Source organism: Dyadobacter crusticola DSM 16708, assembly GCF_000701505.1.
Lineage (GTDB): Bacteria > Bacteroidota > Bacteroidia > Cytophagales > Spirosomataceae > Dyadobacter > Dyadobacter crusticola.
The window spans coordinates 585,508-600,657 of sequence record NZ_JNJB01000004.1 but is presented as its reverse complement, the minus strand read 5'-3'; the positions used below and the strand labels follow the sequence as shown (position 1 = coordinate 600,657).

The following is a 15,150-nucleotide window of genomic DNA, read 5'->3' as shown; positions in this document are numbered from 1 at the left end:
TGCTCATATAGCCAAATACGAGCACTTTTAACAGCATCTGGGGATGGTAACTTGCCGGACCGGTCAGGTAGTAGGCGGCATTGAGCGGCTCTAAATTGATCTTATTGATCACATCGTTGACCACCCGGACAACGTGCCCTTTGGGGACAAGATCTTCTAAACTTGGAGGAAGCAGCATCAACTGATGCTGGTGATAAGGCTTGAAATTAGGCTGTCGGCGACCCATTTTTCTTTGGTTTGCTTATAACTAAAGATAATCAATCCAGAAAAATTACCCAAACCTCTAAAATGAAAAAAGACTGCCTCATTTGAGACAGCCTCTTTTTATGTCCTGACAACGATCAAACTCCGGAAAATTACCTGGGTTGTATTTCATCTTCCTTCCACCACTGACGCCAGGTCTGATCTCCATCTAGATTGACTTTTTGACCGATAAGTGGAGTTACGAGCGGCATATTCTGTTTAGCCGCTTCGGCTGCCGCTCTTTGAATGGGCTCATTCCAATCATGCAGGGCGAGTGAAAACTTGGCCCAGTGTACAGGCATTAACTTCTTTGCATTCAACTCTTTCGCGGCAAGTACTGTTTCCTCCGGCATCATGTGAATGTACTTCCAGGCATCGTTATACTGTCCGCATTCAAGTAAAGCCAGGTCGAAGCCACCGAATTTCTCGCCGATCTTTTTGAAATGTGAATCATAGCCAGAATCGCCACCGATGAAAATTTTATGATTGGGCGTCTGCAAAACCATTGAAACCCACAAGGCTGTGTTCCTGCTGAACCCCCGACCTGCAAAATGGCGGCTCGGTGTAATGTGTATCTTAAATCCATCGCCCAGCTCGGCTGTTTCATTCCAGTCTTTTTCTGTGACTTTTGCAGGATCGTAGCCCCAGTATTCAAAGTGCTCACCTGTCCCTAATCCGGTAATTACCTGCTTTACTTTTGGTTTCAGCTTCAAAATTGTCTCATAATCCAGGTGATCGTAATGATCGTGAGAAATGAGCAAATAGTCAATTTCGGGTAAGTCCGCCACTGAATAAACGTCGGTACCTTTGAATGCAGGTGTGGTAAATGTAACGGGAGAAGCGTGCCCGCTCAGAACGGGATCGACCAGGAATTTCTTGCCGTCGATCTGCATGAAATAGGAAGAATGCCCGAACCAGACCAGGACATTTTCTTTCGGGTCGAGGTGCAGCAAATCCGTTTTTTGAGAAGGGATCGGTGCTGCTGGAACGTTGAGCTTACTTTTTCCAAAGAAAAATTTAACCGTTACTTTCAGATAGCTAGCGCCTTCCGCAAGTGCAGGAGTATTGCTTTCATTCTGAAACTGTCCATCGCGGTAATGCGGTGATTGCCTGATTCTTTCCAGCCGAGCGCCGGTGGGTTTTCTTCCAAACTGAGGTTGTTGCATAAATATTAACACACCAAATACCAGCAATGCCAGCAGAACAATGAATATCATGAAAAATCTTTTAAGTCGTTTCATTCAGGTTTTACCAGGAAGGTAGAAAGATTTGCGCGTGTCAACCAGTTTCTTATGTATTTTTGGTTAGCACATTTGTACTCCATAATTATCCCTTATGAAAATAAGTTTCCTCGGCACCTTTTTGCTTTTATATTCCTTTGTTGCATTTGCACAAAATGCAGCTCTTCCCGATACAGGTTTTGTTAGGAACAACTACATCAAAACAGAACAATACATTGCCATGCGGGACGGCGTCAAGCTTTTTACCGTGATATACACACCCAAAGATTCCGCTCAGACTTACCCGATTTTAATGCAGCGTACGCCATACTCGGTGCGACCGTATGGTGCCAACAGTTACCGGAGAAGCCTCGGCCCGAATGCTTATCTGATGCGTGAAAAATACATTTTCGTTTATCAGGATGCACGAGGCCGCTACAAAAGCGAAGGTACATTTCGTGAAATGACACCGGCGATTGCCAGCAAGAAAAGTAACAAGGATGTTGACGAATCGAGTGACACTTATGATACCATCGAGTGGCTTTTGAAACATACCAAAAACAATGGGAAAGTAGGGCAGAGCGGGATTTCCTTCCCTGGCTACTATTCGTCTGCTGCATTGCCCGACGCCCATCCTGCATTGGTCGCAGTATCACCGCAGGCTCCTATGTCCGATGAATTTATAGGCGACGATTGCTACCACAACGGTGCTTTCTTTCTGATGGACAACTTTGGTTTTTACAGTGGTTTCGACGGAAAGAAGAGTGCGGACGGGCAGAATTATGACAGTCATTTTCAGGTTAGTTTCAATGATGCGTACCAATACTTTCTGGATTTTGGTCCATTGAAGAAAACGAATGCAGCACCCTATTTCGCAGATCCGAACAGCATCTGGCGGCAAACAACCGCGCACCCGGTTTACGACGAATTCTGGCAGTCGAGAAATATTAAAAACCATTTAAAGAACATCAAACCGGCAGTTCTGGTAGTAGGAGGCTGGTTTGATGCAGAAGATTTGTATGGTGCACTGAAAACTTACGCGGCCATTGAAAAACAAAGCCCGGGTAACAATAACAGGCTCGTGATGGGGCCTTGGACACATGGGGGCTGGGCTGTGCCGCAATGGAAGTCTTTTGCGCAGTATCAGTTTGGAGGTGATGTAAACAAATTCTTCCAGGAAGATATCGAGACCAAATTTTTCAACTTCTACCTGAAAGGAAAAGGAAGTTTCGATCTGCCGGAAGTGACAGTTTTTGAAACCGGAACTAATAAATGGAAGAACTACGATGTTTGGCCACCCAAAAACAGCCAGCCGACCGCTTACTTTTTTGATGCAAAAGGAAAGCTGTCTGTTACAAAGCCCGCATCTGCGAAGAGTTCAACCGAATACGAAAGTGACCCTGCTAAGCCTGTACCGTACACCAATGTAATCGGAAGAGGCAGAAACAATCAATATATGGCCGAAGATCAGCGTTTTGCTGCACGCCGGCCGGATGTGCTGAGCTTCCAGTCTGATTCGCTGACGGAAGATCTGACATTGACAGGAGAGATCATAGCAAATCTGATGGTTTCAATGACGGGCTCTGATGCAGATTTCATTGTTAAGGTTATTGATGTTTGGCCGGCGAATACAACAGTTCCGGCGGCGAAGGAAGGTGAAAGACCAGTTCAAATGGGCGGCTATCAGCAAATGGTGCGCGCCGAAGTACTGAGAGGGAAGTTTCGCAACAGTTTCTCCAAACCAGAGCCTTTTACGAAAGACAAAATTGAGAAAGTGACTGTGAAGCTGAATGAAGTTGCACATACCTTCAAAAAAGGCCACCGCGTCATGGTACAGGTTCAAAGCAGCTGGTTTCCATTGGTTGATCGCAATCCGCAGAAATTCATAAATATCTTTGAAGCTGATGAGGCTGATTTTCAAAAATCCAGAATCACGATTCACCACGACTCAAAGAACAGCAGTCACATTATCCTGCCGGTGTTGAAATAGAATCTCGAAAAAGATCATCATGAAAAAACTATGCGGGAATGTGGCTGCTGCCTGGCTGCTGCATTTACTGGTAAGCTGTACTGCATTGGCGCAGAATGGTTCGTTCAGGGTACTTGCAATGGCCGAACCGGGCGGGCATCACATCGAATATTCAAGACGGGCGAAGGTCTGGCTTGACTCGCTGGCTTCGAAAAGCAACTTCTCGGTAGTTTACATTGATAAAACAGATCCAATCAACGAGCGTTACCTCGACCAATTTCAGCTCGTCATACAGCTCGACTACGTTCCTTATGCCTGGAAACCGGAGGCCGCGGCTGCATTTGAAAAGTACATCTGGGAAGGCAAAGGCGGCTGGATCGGTTTTCACCATGCCACTTTGCTCGGTGAGTTCGACGGGTACAAGATCTGGCCCTGGTTTTCTGAATTTATGGGCGGTATCCGCTACAAGAACTACATTTCCACTTTTGCTGCAGCAACGGTGCAGATAGAGCAACGAAAACACCCGATCATGAAAGGGGTACCGGCCTCTTTTTGGGTTGAAAAAGAAGAATGGTATACGTATGACAAAAGTCCCCGCCCCAATGTGGAAGTACTTGCAAGCGTTGACGAATCAACCTATTCTCCGGATTCACGTATTAAAATGGGAGATCACCCGGTTATCTGGTCGAACCCGAAAGTGAAGGCGCGAAATGTCTACATTTTCATGGGGCACTCGCCGCTTTTATTTAATAGCGACGCGTACAAACGACTTTTTAGCAATGCTATTTTCTGGGCGGCGAAGCGGTAACCTAGTTTATGCCTTTTCTTTTTTTATAATCCTGGTACCGCTGATTATATTCCTTCAATTCAGCCTCTTTAAAGCTTTTTTCGTACCGCTCAGGCAAGTTAAGCCGCTCTTTCATTTGCAAGGTATTTGAGAGCTCGATCAGGGTATTTGTACCGCGGTTGTCTTTGTCCAGGTCAAATGCGTCGTATAAATCTCCATTGACGGTGTAAGCTTTGAAGGATAGCTTGTTTTTATCAATCGTAATCGCCTGATAAAGCTGCGTGTTCGAAGCTGCCCGGTCCATCCAGTCCTGCAAACCGATGTCGTACATTTTAGGTCCGCTTACCGACACTACATAAATAGGACCGTCGGGCTTTTTGCGGCTTTGCCCCACGGGCATATTGATACCGCGTCCGTAAGTATGATCGTGGCCCTGCAATACAATGTCAACTTTATGCTTTCTGTACAAAGGCTCCATTTTGTCCCGCCATTCATCATTGTCGCGTCCCTGTTTGGTAGAATAAATGGGATGGTGATGGATGACCACAGTCCAGCGCTGTGGATTATTGCTTACCACTTTTTCAAACCATTCTGCCTGCTCGTCGCGTGATCTTTTGCCCGAAGTAGCTTCTTCCGAATTCAGGAAAATGAAGCGGCTTCCCTGATAATCGATGTAATAGGCAGTTTCCTTTAAATCTTCCGGTCCATTCTCCGGCAATGCAAATTGCGGCCGCCAGTGCTTGGAAATCTTTTCTTTCAGGCCGTCTTTGTAATATTCATGATTTCCGGGTGCAGCCAGGTTGGGTACCATTCCATTGATCCAGCCGCCTGCCTCGAACCATTCGCCCCATTCATAATCGTTATTGGACCTGTTAATAAGATCACCTGCGTGGATCATAAAGTTGGCTTTGGGCATGGTAGTGTAGGCGCCCCGTATCGCCCTCGACCACAAACTCCTGACATCATTCTGCGCATCTCCGAAGTATAGAAATGAAATGGGCTGCGCCTGGTCGGAAGCGGTTGTGAAATGGAACCACTCACTCCAGTTCTTGCCATCACCTACGCGGTACACATATTGCGTCGCCGGTTTCAGGTCAGTGAAATTGACTTCGTGGTACAATGCAGCGTGCTCCTCGAAAACGACCGGCTGCGTAAATGCTTTAACGGTACTGGCCTTGTCGATGAAATCCGGAGAAGGATCAGCTTCGTGAATCGCCGCAATCGCTTCTTTAACCGTTGTATCAGTGCGCCAGTTGACGGCCTGCGAAACCGGAGGGCTACCTTTGTAACCAAGAATGATCCGGTCGGGGAACGCCGTAGGATGGTAAATCTTATTTTGAGAAAAGGTAGTAGAAGCGCAAATCAGCAGTAGCAGGAACGTAGCTTGAATGTTGGTCAGAAAGCGGCAATGCATAATGGTCAGTTGTTTCACCACAATAATACCATTTTGCAGCTTGATCAGGCTACTGAGGTGGGCTGATTTTATGGTTTGGTAATGTTACGATATATTAGTACCAGGACCAGCATTCATTTTCTCGCACCTTCAGCGTCAACTTTCCGATTATTGATTTTGTTACCTTTCGACTTCTTATCTCTAATTAGCATGCTAATTTGCTGGAAGTCGCCTTCTGATAATTGTCTCCCGCTTGTGAGAAGATCGACGCGTTTTGATTCGTTTATCATACTACAAGTTAGCCTTTTTTTTGGAAATATCTATCTACTAGGTTTTTAGCAGCAAAGGAATTGATGATCATTACATTACCAAATAACACCTCTGCGCCAAGTATATTCTTATAGTGCGTCACCAGTTTTGTTTTGCTTTCAAATGACAAGTATCCTTCATAGCCTTTCTCGAAGGAAGTTTTGCAACCAAATGCGATCAAATTACCTGGAATACCTACGAATTGCTTAGATGGACCACGGTTGGCCTTACTACTTTCAATTAAGTGCATGTAGATATGATCTCCTTTGTCTTGCAAACTAACCAGGCCCTGGATTGTATTTGGCTGTTCTAGCAATACCAACTTGAACACACATCTTTCACGATGACTATGCTCCTCACGCCAATCAAACAGCCAACTTGATTTCTTGAATGTTTTAAGATCCGCAACTGAAAGGGGCAGAACAAGAGTTTCGTGACACTTCCCTGAATCGGGTTCCTCAATCGAATTGGTAAGCTTGTCAATCTGAATCTTGATCGGCCGACGAATTTTCATAATGTAAGTGTGTGTTATTTAACATCCTGTAGTACGAAGAGTTTCACATTCGGGCTATTCTTTGGCTTTGAAATGCCTTATTTTTGCGACATAGTTCAAATAGATTTTCGTGCAACAGAAAACACTCTTCATCACGCCGCCCTTTACCCAGCTCAATACCCCTTATCCGGCTACTGCTTATCTGAAAGGGTTTTTGAATACGTTGGGGCGGGAGTCTTATCAGGCTGATCTTGGCATTGAGGTGATATTGGAATTGTTTTCTGGAAAGGGACTTCGGCGGCTTTTTCAGCAGCTGGACGATTCGGATGCGGAGCTTACTGAAAACAGCTTTCGCATTTACTCGCTCCGTGACGAATATATCAGTACGATAGATCCTGTTATCCGCTTTCTGAAAAATATCAACCCAACGCTGGCCCACAGCATCTGCGACCGAAGCTACCTTCCCGAAGCCAGCCGATTTCAGCAGCTGGAAGATATGGACTGGGCTTTCGGTACAATGGGCATTCACGATAAAGCCCGGCATTTAGCGACTTTGTATCTTGAAGATCTTGGCGATTTGATCCAGGAGGCGATTGATCCTCATTTCGGTTTCAGCAGGTACGCGGAACGTTTGGGCAGATCTGCTACCAGCTTCGACGAGATGGAACAAGCGCTGGAACAACCGGATACCTTGCTCTCACAGACTTTAAAGGATGTTTTAGCGCGTAAAATGCAGCAGTACCAGCCGGATCTTGTCTGCATTTCTGTTCCCTTCCCAGGTAATTTATATGGTGGTTTCAAATGCGGACAGTTTTTAAAACAACATTATCCTGCTGTTAAAATCGCAATGGGCGGTGGTTTTCCCAATACCGAATTGCGCACATTAAAAGAGTCCCGTGTTTTCAACTATATTGATTTTGTTTGTCTCGACGATGGAGAGGCGCCGTTGCTCTCGCTGCTTGACTACCTCGATGGAAACAGGCAACTCGGGGAAATGAAACGCGTTTACTCGCGTGTAAATGGAGCGGTGATTTACCATAATAGTGCGAAAGAGCGTGATGTGGCACAGCGCGATACAGGAACGCCGGATTATAGCGATTTGCCGCTTCATGATTATTTGTCGGTAATCGAGATAGTCAATCCAATGCACCGGCTGTGGAGCGATGGACGCTGGAATAAGCTCACTTTGGCGCACGGTTGTTACTGGGGGAAATGCACCTTTTGTGACATTTCACTGGATTATATCCGCCGCTACGAACCCATGACAGCGGCTCTTTTGTGCGACAGGATCGAAGAGATCATTGCACAAACCAATCAAAATGGATTTCATTTCGTCGACGAAGCTGCGCCACCTGCCTTGCTGCGCGATCTGGCATTGGAAATCATCAGGAGAAAGCTGACGGTAGTTTGGTGGACGAATATCCGGTTCGAAAAAAACTTTACGCATGATCTGTGTTTGCTTTTAAAAGCTTCCGGTTGCATTGCAATCTCCGGCGGACTGGAAGTGGCTTCGGATCGTTTGCTTGAAAAAATGAAGAAAGGTGTAACAGTCGCCCAGGTCGCGCGGGTCGCTGATGCATTTACGCAGGCTGGAATTATGGTGCATGCTTATTTAATGTACGGTTTTCCAACACAAACGGCACAGGAAACCATTGATTCACTGGAAATGGTGAGGCAGTTGTTTCAGGCTGGTATTGTGCAGTCCGGGTTTTGGCATCGCTTTGCTATGACGGCGCACAGTCCGGTCGGATTACATCCCGAAGCATTTGACGTCATGCGGATCGGGCCTGGAAACGGGCAATTCGCTAATAATGACCTCGAACACCACGATCCGCTCGGTGCCGAGCACGCGCGCTTTTCGGAAGGCTTGAGAAAATCGCTTTTTAACTATATGCACGGTGTTTGCCTGGATTTTCCGCATTCCCGCTGGTTTGATTTCAAGGTGCCCGTCACCTCCATTCCGCCGAATTACATTGATAAAAGCATTCACGAATCACCTGATTCCGGGACCCGACCGAATGCAGTGATTGTCTGGCTGGGTAATTTGCCGGAAATGGCAGTTTTTGAAGAGAAAAGAGGCAAAAAGGTGATTGAAATTGCAGAGCTGGTTTTCTACAATAAGAAAAAAGAATGGGCGATTGAAGCCGATGTGGCTACTGCCGATTGGCTGGTGGAAATCTTTCCAAAACTACTTGTAAGTAATCCCGAGCCAATGCTTTTTGACCAATTTATAAAGCAGTACGAAGCAACAGGATTGGGTCATTTCGATGATTTCAGGAAATCGATAACCTGGCTAAGCTTAAAAGAAGGTGGTCTTTTGGTTTTGTAGCCAATTAAATGCTAGTACTTCAATACCTGAAAATCAGAAAGATCATCATTAAATGTAGTAAAAACAGCCGGGTAGCCGATCTCAATTTTACCGATCTGATTTGCTAAACCCAAAGCTTTGGCCGGCCGAATCGTTGCCATTTCTATCGCTTCCTGCAAGGGTATCCCCACGATATTGACTGCATTTCTCACTGCATCTGCCAGCGAAATGGTAGCTCCTGCCAAGTTTCCATCCGAGTTGGTATACCGTCCGTTTTTCAGGTATGCATCAAATTCTCCCCATTTGAACTCAGTCACTTTCTCGCCCAGAAACAATGCATCGGAGATAAGGAACAACTTGTCTTTCTTGATTTTATAAGCAACACTCGCTGCACCGTAATCGCAATGCACGCCATCGATAATCAATGGTGCATAAACCGATTCTGTGTCGAATGTGGCACCCACCAGTCCGGGTGAGCGGTGGCCAAATGCGGACATTGCGTTATATAAATGGGTAACCAGCTGGATCCCCTGCCTGAAAGCTTTCACCGCTTCGTCGTAAGTTGCATTCGAATGTCCGGCTGAAACGGTAATTCCTGAGTCGAGGAGCATCCGGATCTGATCTTCCGTAAACATCTCAGGCGCTATCGTGATCAATCGGATTACATCTTTTCCAACTGAGATAATTTCCTCTAATTCCCCATTTGTCGGTTTTCTGACAAACCCGGCAAGGTGAGCGCCGCGTTTGACCGGGTTCAGAAAAGGGCCTTCCAAATGCATTCCGAGCACTCCCGAGCCTGGATTTCTCTCCATATAGCTGCGCGTAGCTTCAATCCCTTTCAGAATGTTCGTGTGCGGAGAAGTAATCAATGTCGGAAGAACGTAAGCTGTTCCTGTATTTATACTGGCCGTATAGATATCGTCAATGGTCTCCTCGTCAGCCCGTTCTGTAAAGTAAAATCGTTCGCCTCCATTGATGTGACTGTCGAAAAGGCCGGCCGCCAGATTAGGTACGCGCGTCACGCCAGGATCTGGCTGCGCGTATTCCATACTGGCTATTCTGCCTCCTACAATCTGTATAAGCTGATTTTTTACAACTTCTGAACCTGTGAATACTTTGCTGGCGAACAATTGAACGGACATAATGCGGAGTCGTAATTTGATGCTGTCAAGAAACGAAAAATGAGTATCGCTTCAAAGTACTACTTGATAATGATGTCAAAACGGGTTAGTAACCCGGCAAGATCCGAAGAAAGGAACTTCGCTTTTTTGACATTATTAGAAGCAGGATCAATCGTGAAGTTCTTGCTGGTTGTGAAATCAAGCCCTGCCAGATTGGTATTCTCGAACACTGCGTCCCAGAAATCACAATCGTGCAATTTACATTTCGAAAGATCAGCTTGTGTGAAATCCGCGCCGTGTACCTTGCATTTGCTAAAAGTAGTTTTATTCAGCTTTTTACGCTCAAAAATGGCGTAGTCAAGAATGCATTCTTCAAACCTGGCTGCAAATGCAAAATCCTTTGTTTCAGAGAAGTTAACCCCGAGTAGCTTGCAATTGATGAACTGAATATCTGAGATTTTGCAGTTTTTAAGAAGCGCATTACTCAAGTTGCAATTTTTGAAAATGCAATCTATAAAGTCTATTCCCGAAAGGTCGGAAAACGTGCAGTTGTTGAACGTAATTTGCTCATAAGCAGATTCCGAAGGTTTTCTTTCGGTAAAATCTGCATTGTTAATAGATTCCAAAAGCTTTGTCTCAGGTGAAAGGTCAGATATACTTTTTGATGATCGATTTCAATTGCGCAGCCTGCACGACACCCGATTGTCTCCACATGGGTTTGCCATTTTTGAAAACGATCAACGTAGGTACGCCCTGGATTTTGTACGCGCTGGCCGCAGCCTTATTCTTATCTACATCCACTTTGATGATTGTGGTTGATTCTCCTAAATCCGCCTTTACCTCGTCCAGAATAGGTTTCATCATTTTACAAGGCCCGCACCATTCAGCTGAAAAATCTACCAGTACTGGTTTATTTCCATTGATGAGTTCTGAGAAAGTCGCCATGATTTCTTATGTTTTGAAGTGTTCGATTTGATAGTCTAAGAACGTGCCGGAAGCTTCGTTCTCTGCTTATCTAACTCCATTTGTCACGTAAAAATTTCCCAAATCGCTTTTCAATCCATTCGTAGGTGAAATGGGAGTAAAGTATAGTGAGCGAAATAGATGTGACCAGTGAAACTGCGATCATCAGGCTGGTGGGCTCAGATCTGAGGAATCTGAAAAGTACTACATTGACTAAAATCAGCACAAGCGCGTGATTGAGGTAAATGGAGTAGGATATCTTGCCGAGGTACTGAAAAGGTGGGCTGGAAAGAAGCCGGGTAATTATTCCATCGGAGCTGGCGAAGATGATGATACCGGCCGAAAACAGAACCGGGAATGCCAATTTCCAAAGATTAAGATCCAGGTGGTGAACTGCATACATTGCAGCAAGCAGCACAATCAGGAATGGAATTTCGAGCATCGTGAGCCTGAATGTTCTTTTGCTTAAAATAGAATGCGTGAAAATGCCGAAGCAAAAGCACAGCAAGCCTCTCACAAATCCGTAGTCGTAAGCGAGCAGGTATTCTCCCCTTGAAATGATAAACAATGCACAAAGCAGTGAAAGCAGCGCAAAAGTAAAGTATTTGAATTTTGGTAAAAACAAGATAACAAGACCAAATACTACGTAAGAAATCATCTCTGCAGAAATCGACCACGAAGGGTAATTATTACTGATCCACGATCCGAAAATCGGCGTGGAGCCCATGAAAGTAAGTGCGTCGAATGCAGTATAGAAATAGTAAGAGAGGCCCAGGCTGGCTACATTTTTCATCGGGCTTTGTTCTCCAACCAGGTTCGCGATTACGAATACAACTTCTGTGTAGAACAAAAGTGGATAGAGGCGGATGAAACGTTTTTTCAAAAACTGAAAAAAATCGCTTCCGGTACGGATCCGATCTACGTAGTTCAATGCGATTACGAATCCGCTTAAAACGAAGAAAAAGTCAACAAAGAGACTTGCGTTGATGACGAAGAAGTTGTTGTAAAGGTCAGCGTCCTTGAACGCATTGTGATGGTGGGCGATGACAAGTACCGAAAATATTCCCCTAAGTCCATCCAGTTGTTCAACTCTGCCTTTCATGAGAATGATTTGACCTGCCAGGAATACCTGATAGCGGTGGTCGGGAAAATGTAAAGTTAAGAGGTAGCGACGGTCGTGAGTTTGGTTGCAACCGGACGTTGCTGGTAGCTATCGAGGTAACGTATGCCCAGGAACCTGATCATCACTGAATAAGGGAACCAGAATGCGATATCATACGGCCTTCCTCCGGTAACAAGCAATACCATCATGGATAAAAAGAAGAAAGCCAGAAATGTGCTCAGCGCATTAGTAGACCTCCGGATTTCACGTATTGCAAAAAGGAATAGGAAGAAATTAAAGGCGGCAAAAAACAAGAATCCGAAAATCCCCTGATCTACCCAAGCTTCCAGGATAGGTACGTCAAGGTAATCACTCTTGTATCCGCGACCCAGGAAAACATCCCAGGAGAATAGCGTTTCCAGGAATTCCCCAAAGCCGCTTACCCGGCCCATAGCGGAATAATCCACATCAGCTTCCTCGGAGAGCCGCACCCCGGTAGAGGTGAAAATCACATCCAGAATCCTGTCCTGGAAAACATCCCAATAGCCGAGCAGCAAATTCAGGATATCTCCGTAGCGGCTCAGGAAATAGTTGATGCCGACGAGGATAATGGCGATAAAGATGAAGTTGCGGAATTTGAATGCATTTCCAACAGCAGAAACAATGTCGGTAGCTTTGAACCGAAACAGAAAATAAGCGAATGCAGCAATGCCCAGGCCCAGGTAACTCGATTTAGCAAGTGACAAAATCACTACTCCTAATCCGAACAGAATGGAAAAGAACAGAAAGATTCTGGTAATCAGATCCTTGGTGTTGCCCAGCATTACAAATGCGGTAAGCAGACAAACTACGCCGTTTCGGGCGGTAATGTGCGGGTTACCTCCTGGCTGAGCGCCTTCGTTTGCGAAATTTACTGCGGCCCGCATTCCGGGAGTCCAGTTAGGGTCCGTGATGAGCGAGTAAACCAGTGTAATATTTGTAAAAAAAGACAGGAGGAAGATCACCAGGATCAGGGTGTCTTTGATGTCATTTGGAATGTGCAGCAGCAGAATAATAAAGCCGAATGTAAAAACGAAGTTTCCGACGTCAGCAACCGCTTTTCCTACATAATTTAAGAAAAAGAAGTAGTAAAGCGCCATCAAAAGAAACCCGAGACCCAGGTTCAGCAAAATCACATTTGGCTTATACAGACGCTTGAACAACGTCGGCGGAACCATCAGAATAAGTGCAAGCGAAAAGAAAATGGCAGTAAAAACGCTGCTTGCCGGTCCGACTCCCAATGTATCCCTAATAAAGAATATCAGAGGAAACCCATTGAACATCATCGCGATGCCCAGTGAATACCTGAGATAATTGAAATTAGTAGATACATTAAGTAAGCTCCAATTCATCTGGAAAATCTGTAACGAATGTATTTGAAATCCGACCGGAGAACGAAATAAGCAATTTTACGAACCCGGCACCAAAGATACTTGATTTTGTTGAGCGCAGCCGAACTGTTCCTAGAAATGTACAATTCCTGAACACGTTTATGTTCCTCAGCTCCCACGTGTGCGATAGTTGACGACTTGGCATCTTCATGCACGCGCAACGCGCCGCCCAGGCCATCTATCTTCTTTGTAGTAGTTTGAGAATGAGAGGTATATCTTGTTACAAACTCGTAGTCGAATGCAAAGCGGTAGCTTTCGTCAAATAATCCGTATTGCTCAACGAGCCTGCGCTTGAAGAAGAGGGACTGATTGTGTATTTGCATTCCTTCCAAAACCTGGCAATCAAAGCTGTATGAAGTTGTTTTCAGAATCTCAGTTACTTCGTCGTCAGTTGAAATCATGAACAAGTCGCCGTACAGAATGTCTGAATTGTACTGGGTAGCAGCTTTTCCAAAACGCTCGAAAGTGCCCGGAAAATATACGTCGTCTGAATTTTGGAAGCTGATGTAATCGCCCGTGGCCCTTCTTAATGCTTTATTGATCGCATCCACCTGGCCTTTGTCTTTTTCTGAAACCCACCAGGTCAGGTATTTTTCATATTTTTTGATTACTTCCACACTTGTATCTGTGGAGCCGCCGTCGACGATGATGTATTCGAGATTTGGGTAATTCTGGTTGAGTACGCTGAGTATCGTACGTTCCAAAAACGCAGCCTGATTATAGGATGGCGTAATGATGGTCAGCTTGGGAAAGTTCGCAGCTGCTGTTGCAAGCATTGCATTATTTACTTTCAAACCTGACAGGAATTTACGCAGTTCCAGCGTGTATTGTTCCAGAGAATGCATAGTTCCTGATTAAAACTGATCAATATAAGTGGTGATTGCCTTCAATTTCCCGGCGAGGTTATTTCTGACAATTCTGTATTTCTGAATGTCGGCGACTTTGCCCAGAACCGGAACATTACCTGTCGGCACCATGTGCTTGTAACTTGCAAGACTCTTTTCATAGTGTCCCAGCAGGTTTTTGAAAAGATTATTTTTATTTATCAAACCATAATGATTTGACCAAATCGGATCAAAAATAGTCAGTCCGGCGAAATCAATGGAAATCAGCGGCTGGTTATCCACCAGATACTGACCAGTACTTAAAGACAAGTCTTTATTCAAAACTGCGTGTAACCCGAAATGCCAGCCGGAATGCTCGACTATTTCTGTTTTTGGTACAAATACCGGAATATAATTCAGCCAGAGCTGGTCCATGTTCATCCCATTACAAAGATCGTAAGCCGCTCGGTCCAGTGTGCGGTTTGCCCACCAGGTCAAAGTTTCACGTACCTTTTCACCATTTCTCAAAGTCCAGCTTCCTGAATGGAACATACCAATATTCAGAATCCGCTTGTCGTCGAGGTAGGAAGATTTTCTAAGCGGTTTAAGAATGTTCGGCGTCAAAAAGAAATCACTTTTGCTATTCAGGATCGTTTCGGTTGACTGGAACAATACCACTGTCGGGGCCAGGAAAGTCAATGTCTGGCAGTTTGCATTTTTATTCAGGATAAATTGCGCGACCCAGGGGCGGCAGGCAGCCAGCAGCTCGAAATCGAAATACCGGGAAACCATTTTGTCCCAACCCGGAATTGCAACATTCAGGATATTAATAACTTTAATATGGGCAGGTAGCTCGGGCAAAGCCGCATTGTCGACCCAGCAAAGATAAAAGACAGAATCGGGTTGAAATTTCTGCACCGAGTCGGCCAGGGTGAGGGCGTGCGGCAGATTCGTTCTGTTACAAACTGTATATATAATATTCATGAAA

The 15,150-nt window shown here is 45.2% G+C and carries 14 protein-coding genes; 3 read left to right on the top strand and 11 right to left on the bottom strand.

Annotated elements, in window-relative coordinates; translation table 11 throughout:
• Together Q369_RS0106075 and Q369_RS0106070 are read right to left on the bottom strand one after the other, a co-directional pair.
• Window positions 1-226: transposase (locus tag Q369_RS0106075; protein ID WP_031526921.1), on the bottom strand; the 226-nt coding region annotated here is incomplete at its 3' end.
• 130 nt (window positions 227-356) lie between these two features.
• Window positions 357-1,460, bottom strand: a complete 1,104-nt coding sequence (locus Q369_RS0106070) for an MBL fold metallo-hydrolase (RefSeq protein WP_035333030.1) — start codon at window positions 1,458-1,460, stop codon at window positions 357-359.
• Between the two features lie 118 nt (window positions 1,461-1,578).
• Here Q369_RS0106070 and Q369_RS0106065 point away from each other — a divergent pair, with 118 nt between their 5' ends.
• Together Q369_RS0106065 and Q369_RS0106060 are read left to right on the top strand one after the other, a co-directional pair.
• Window positions 1,579-3,453, top strand: coding sequence for a CocE/NonD family hydrolase (locus tag Q369_RS0106065; RefSeq protein WP_031526919.1), 1,875 nt, complete (start codon window positions 1,579-1,581; stop codon window positions 3,451-3,453).
• Between the two features lie 19 nt (window positions 3,454-3,472).
• Entirely contained in the window at window positions 3,473-4,240 is a 768-nt protein-coding gene (locus tag Q369_RS0106060) for a ThuA domain-containing protein (protein WP_031526918.1), read from the top strand.
• Window position 4,241: 1 nt separating this feature from the next.
• Here the strand turns inward: Q369_RS0106060 and Q369_RS0106055 are convergent, their stop codons facing one another.
• On the bottom strand, window positions 4,242-5,654 hold the full coding sequence (locus Q369_RS0106055; protein ID WP_229206748.1) for a purple acid phosphatase family protein: 1,413 nt from the start codon (window positions 5,652-5,654) through the stop codon (window positions 4,242-4,244).
• A 256-nt stretch (window positions 5,655-5,910) separates the two neighbouring features.
• The gene (locus tag Q369_RS0106045; protein ID WP_031526916.1) at window positions 5,911-6,435 is read right to left on the bottom strand and encodes a hypothetical protein; all 525 of its coding nucleotides are present in this window, start codon (window positions 6,433-6,435) and stop codon (window positions 5,911-5,913) included.
• A 109-nt stretch (window positions 6,436-6,544) separates the two neighbouring features.
• On the opposite strand from Q369_RS0106045, the gene Q369_RS0106040 reads away from it, so the two are divergent.
• Window positions 6,545-8,743, top strand: a complete 2,199-nt coding sequence (locus tag Q369_RS0106040; RefSeq protein WP_031526915.1) for a B12-binding domain-containing radical SAM protein — start codon at window positions 6,545-6,547, stop codon at window positions 8,741-8,743.
• A gap of 11 nt (window positions 8,744-8,754) precedes the next feature.
• On the opposite strand, the gene nagA is transcribed toward Q369_RS0106040, so the two are convergent.
• From nagA to Q369_RS0106005, 7 genes are all read right to left on the bottom strand, one after another.
• Complete coding sequence (nagA, locus tag Q369_RS0106035) at window positions 8,755-9,864, bottom strand: N-acetylglucosamine-6-phosphate deacetylase (RefSeq protein WP_031526914.1); 1,110 nt, start codon at window positions 9,862-9,864, stop codon at window positions 8,755-8,757.
• 59 nt (window positions 9,865-9,923) lie between these two features.
• Complete coding sequence (locus Q369_RS0106030) at window positions 9,924-10,469, bottom strand: pentapeptide repeat-containing protein (protein ID WP_031526913.1); 546 nt, start codon at window positions 10,467-10,469, stop codon at window positions 9,924-9,926.
• A gap of 22 nt (window positions 10,470-10,491) precedes the next feature.
• On the bottom strand, window positions 10,492-10,788 hold the full coding sequence (gene trxA, locus Q369_RS0106025; RefSeq protein ID WP_031526912.1) for a thioredoxin: 297 nt from the start codon (window positions 10,786-10,788) through the stop codon (window positions 10,492-10,494).
• Window positions 10,789-10,858: 70 nt separating this feature from the next.
• Window positions 10,859-11,908, bottom strand: a complete 1,050-nt coding sequence (locus tag Q369_RS0106020) for an acyltransferase family protein (protein WP_031526911.1) — start codon at window positions 11,906-11,908, stop codon at window positions 10,859-10,861.
• Window positions 11,909-11,964: 56 nt separating this feature from the next.
• On the bottom strand, window positions 11,965-13,299 hold the full coding sequence (locus Q369_RS0106015; protein ID WP_031526910.1) for a hypothetical protein: 1,335 nt from the start codon (window positions 13,297-13,299) through the stop codon (window positions 11,965-11,967).
• Window positions 13,296-14,183: a glycosyltransferase family 2 protein gene (locus Q369_RS0106010; RefSeq protein WP_031526909.1), complete on the bottom strand. Its 888-nt coding sequence runs from the start codon at window positions 14,181-14,183 to the stop codon at window positions 13,296-13,298. Before Q369_RS0106010 ends, Q369_RS0106015 begins: the two co-directional genes overlap by 4 nt.
• Before the next feature lie 9 nt (window positions 14,184-14,192).
• The gene (locus tag Q369_RS0106005) at window positions 14,193-15,146 is read right to left on the bottom strand and encodes a hypothetical protein (protein ID WP_031526908.1); all 954 of its coding nucleotides are present in this window, start codon (window positions 15,144-15,146) and stop codon (window positions 14,193-14,195) included.
• Between the last annotated feature and the right edge of the window lie 4 nt (window positions 15,147-15,150).

Excerpts from the sequence above, each read along its gene's own strand:
- Q369_RS0106070 (WP_035333030.1), bottom strand. The coding sequence starts at position 1,460 with ATGATATTCATTGTTCTGCTGGCATTGCTGGTATTTGGTGTGTTAATA.
- Q369_RS0106065 (WP_031526919.1), top strand. The coding sequence starts at position 1,579 with ATGAAAATAAGTTTCCTCGGCACCTTTTTGCTTTTATATTCCTTTGTT.
- Q369_RS0106060 (WP_031526918.1), top strand. The coding sequence starts at position 3,473 with ATGAAAAAACTATGCGGGAATGTGGCTGCTGCCTGGCTGCTGCATTTA.
- Q369_RS0106045 (WP_031526916.1), bottom strand. The coding sequence starts at position 6,435 with ATGAAAATTCGTCGGCCGATCAAGATTCAGATTGACAAGCTTACCAAT.
- nagA (WP_031526914.1), bottom strand. The coding sequence starts at position 9,864 with ATGTCCGTTCAATTGTTCGCCAGCAAAGTATTCACAGGTTCAGAAGTT.
- trxA (WP_031526912.1), bottom strand. The coding sequence starts at position 10,788 with ATGGCGACTTTCTCAGAACTCATCAATGGAAATAAACCAGTACTGGTA.
- Q369_RS0106020 (WP_031526911.1), bottom strand. The coding sequence starts at position 11,908 with ATGAAAGGCAGAGTTGAACAACTGGATGGACTTAGGGGAATATTTTCG.
- Q369_RS0106015 (WP_031526910.1), bottom strand. The coding sequence starts at position 13,299 with ATGAATTGGAGCTTACTTAATGTATCTACTAATTTCAATTATCTCAGG.
- Q369_RS0106010 (WP_031526909.1), bottom strand. The coding sequence starts at position 14,183 with ATGCATTCTCTGGAACAATACACGCTGGAACTGCGTAAATTCCTGTCA.
- Q369_RS0106005 (WP_031526908.1), bottom strand. The coding sequence starts at position 15,146 with ATGAATATTATATATACAGTTTGTAACAGAACGAATCTGCCGCACGCC.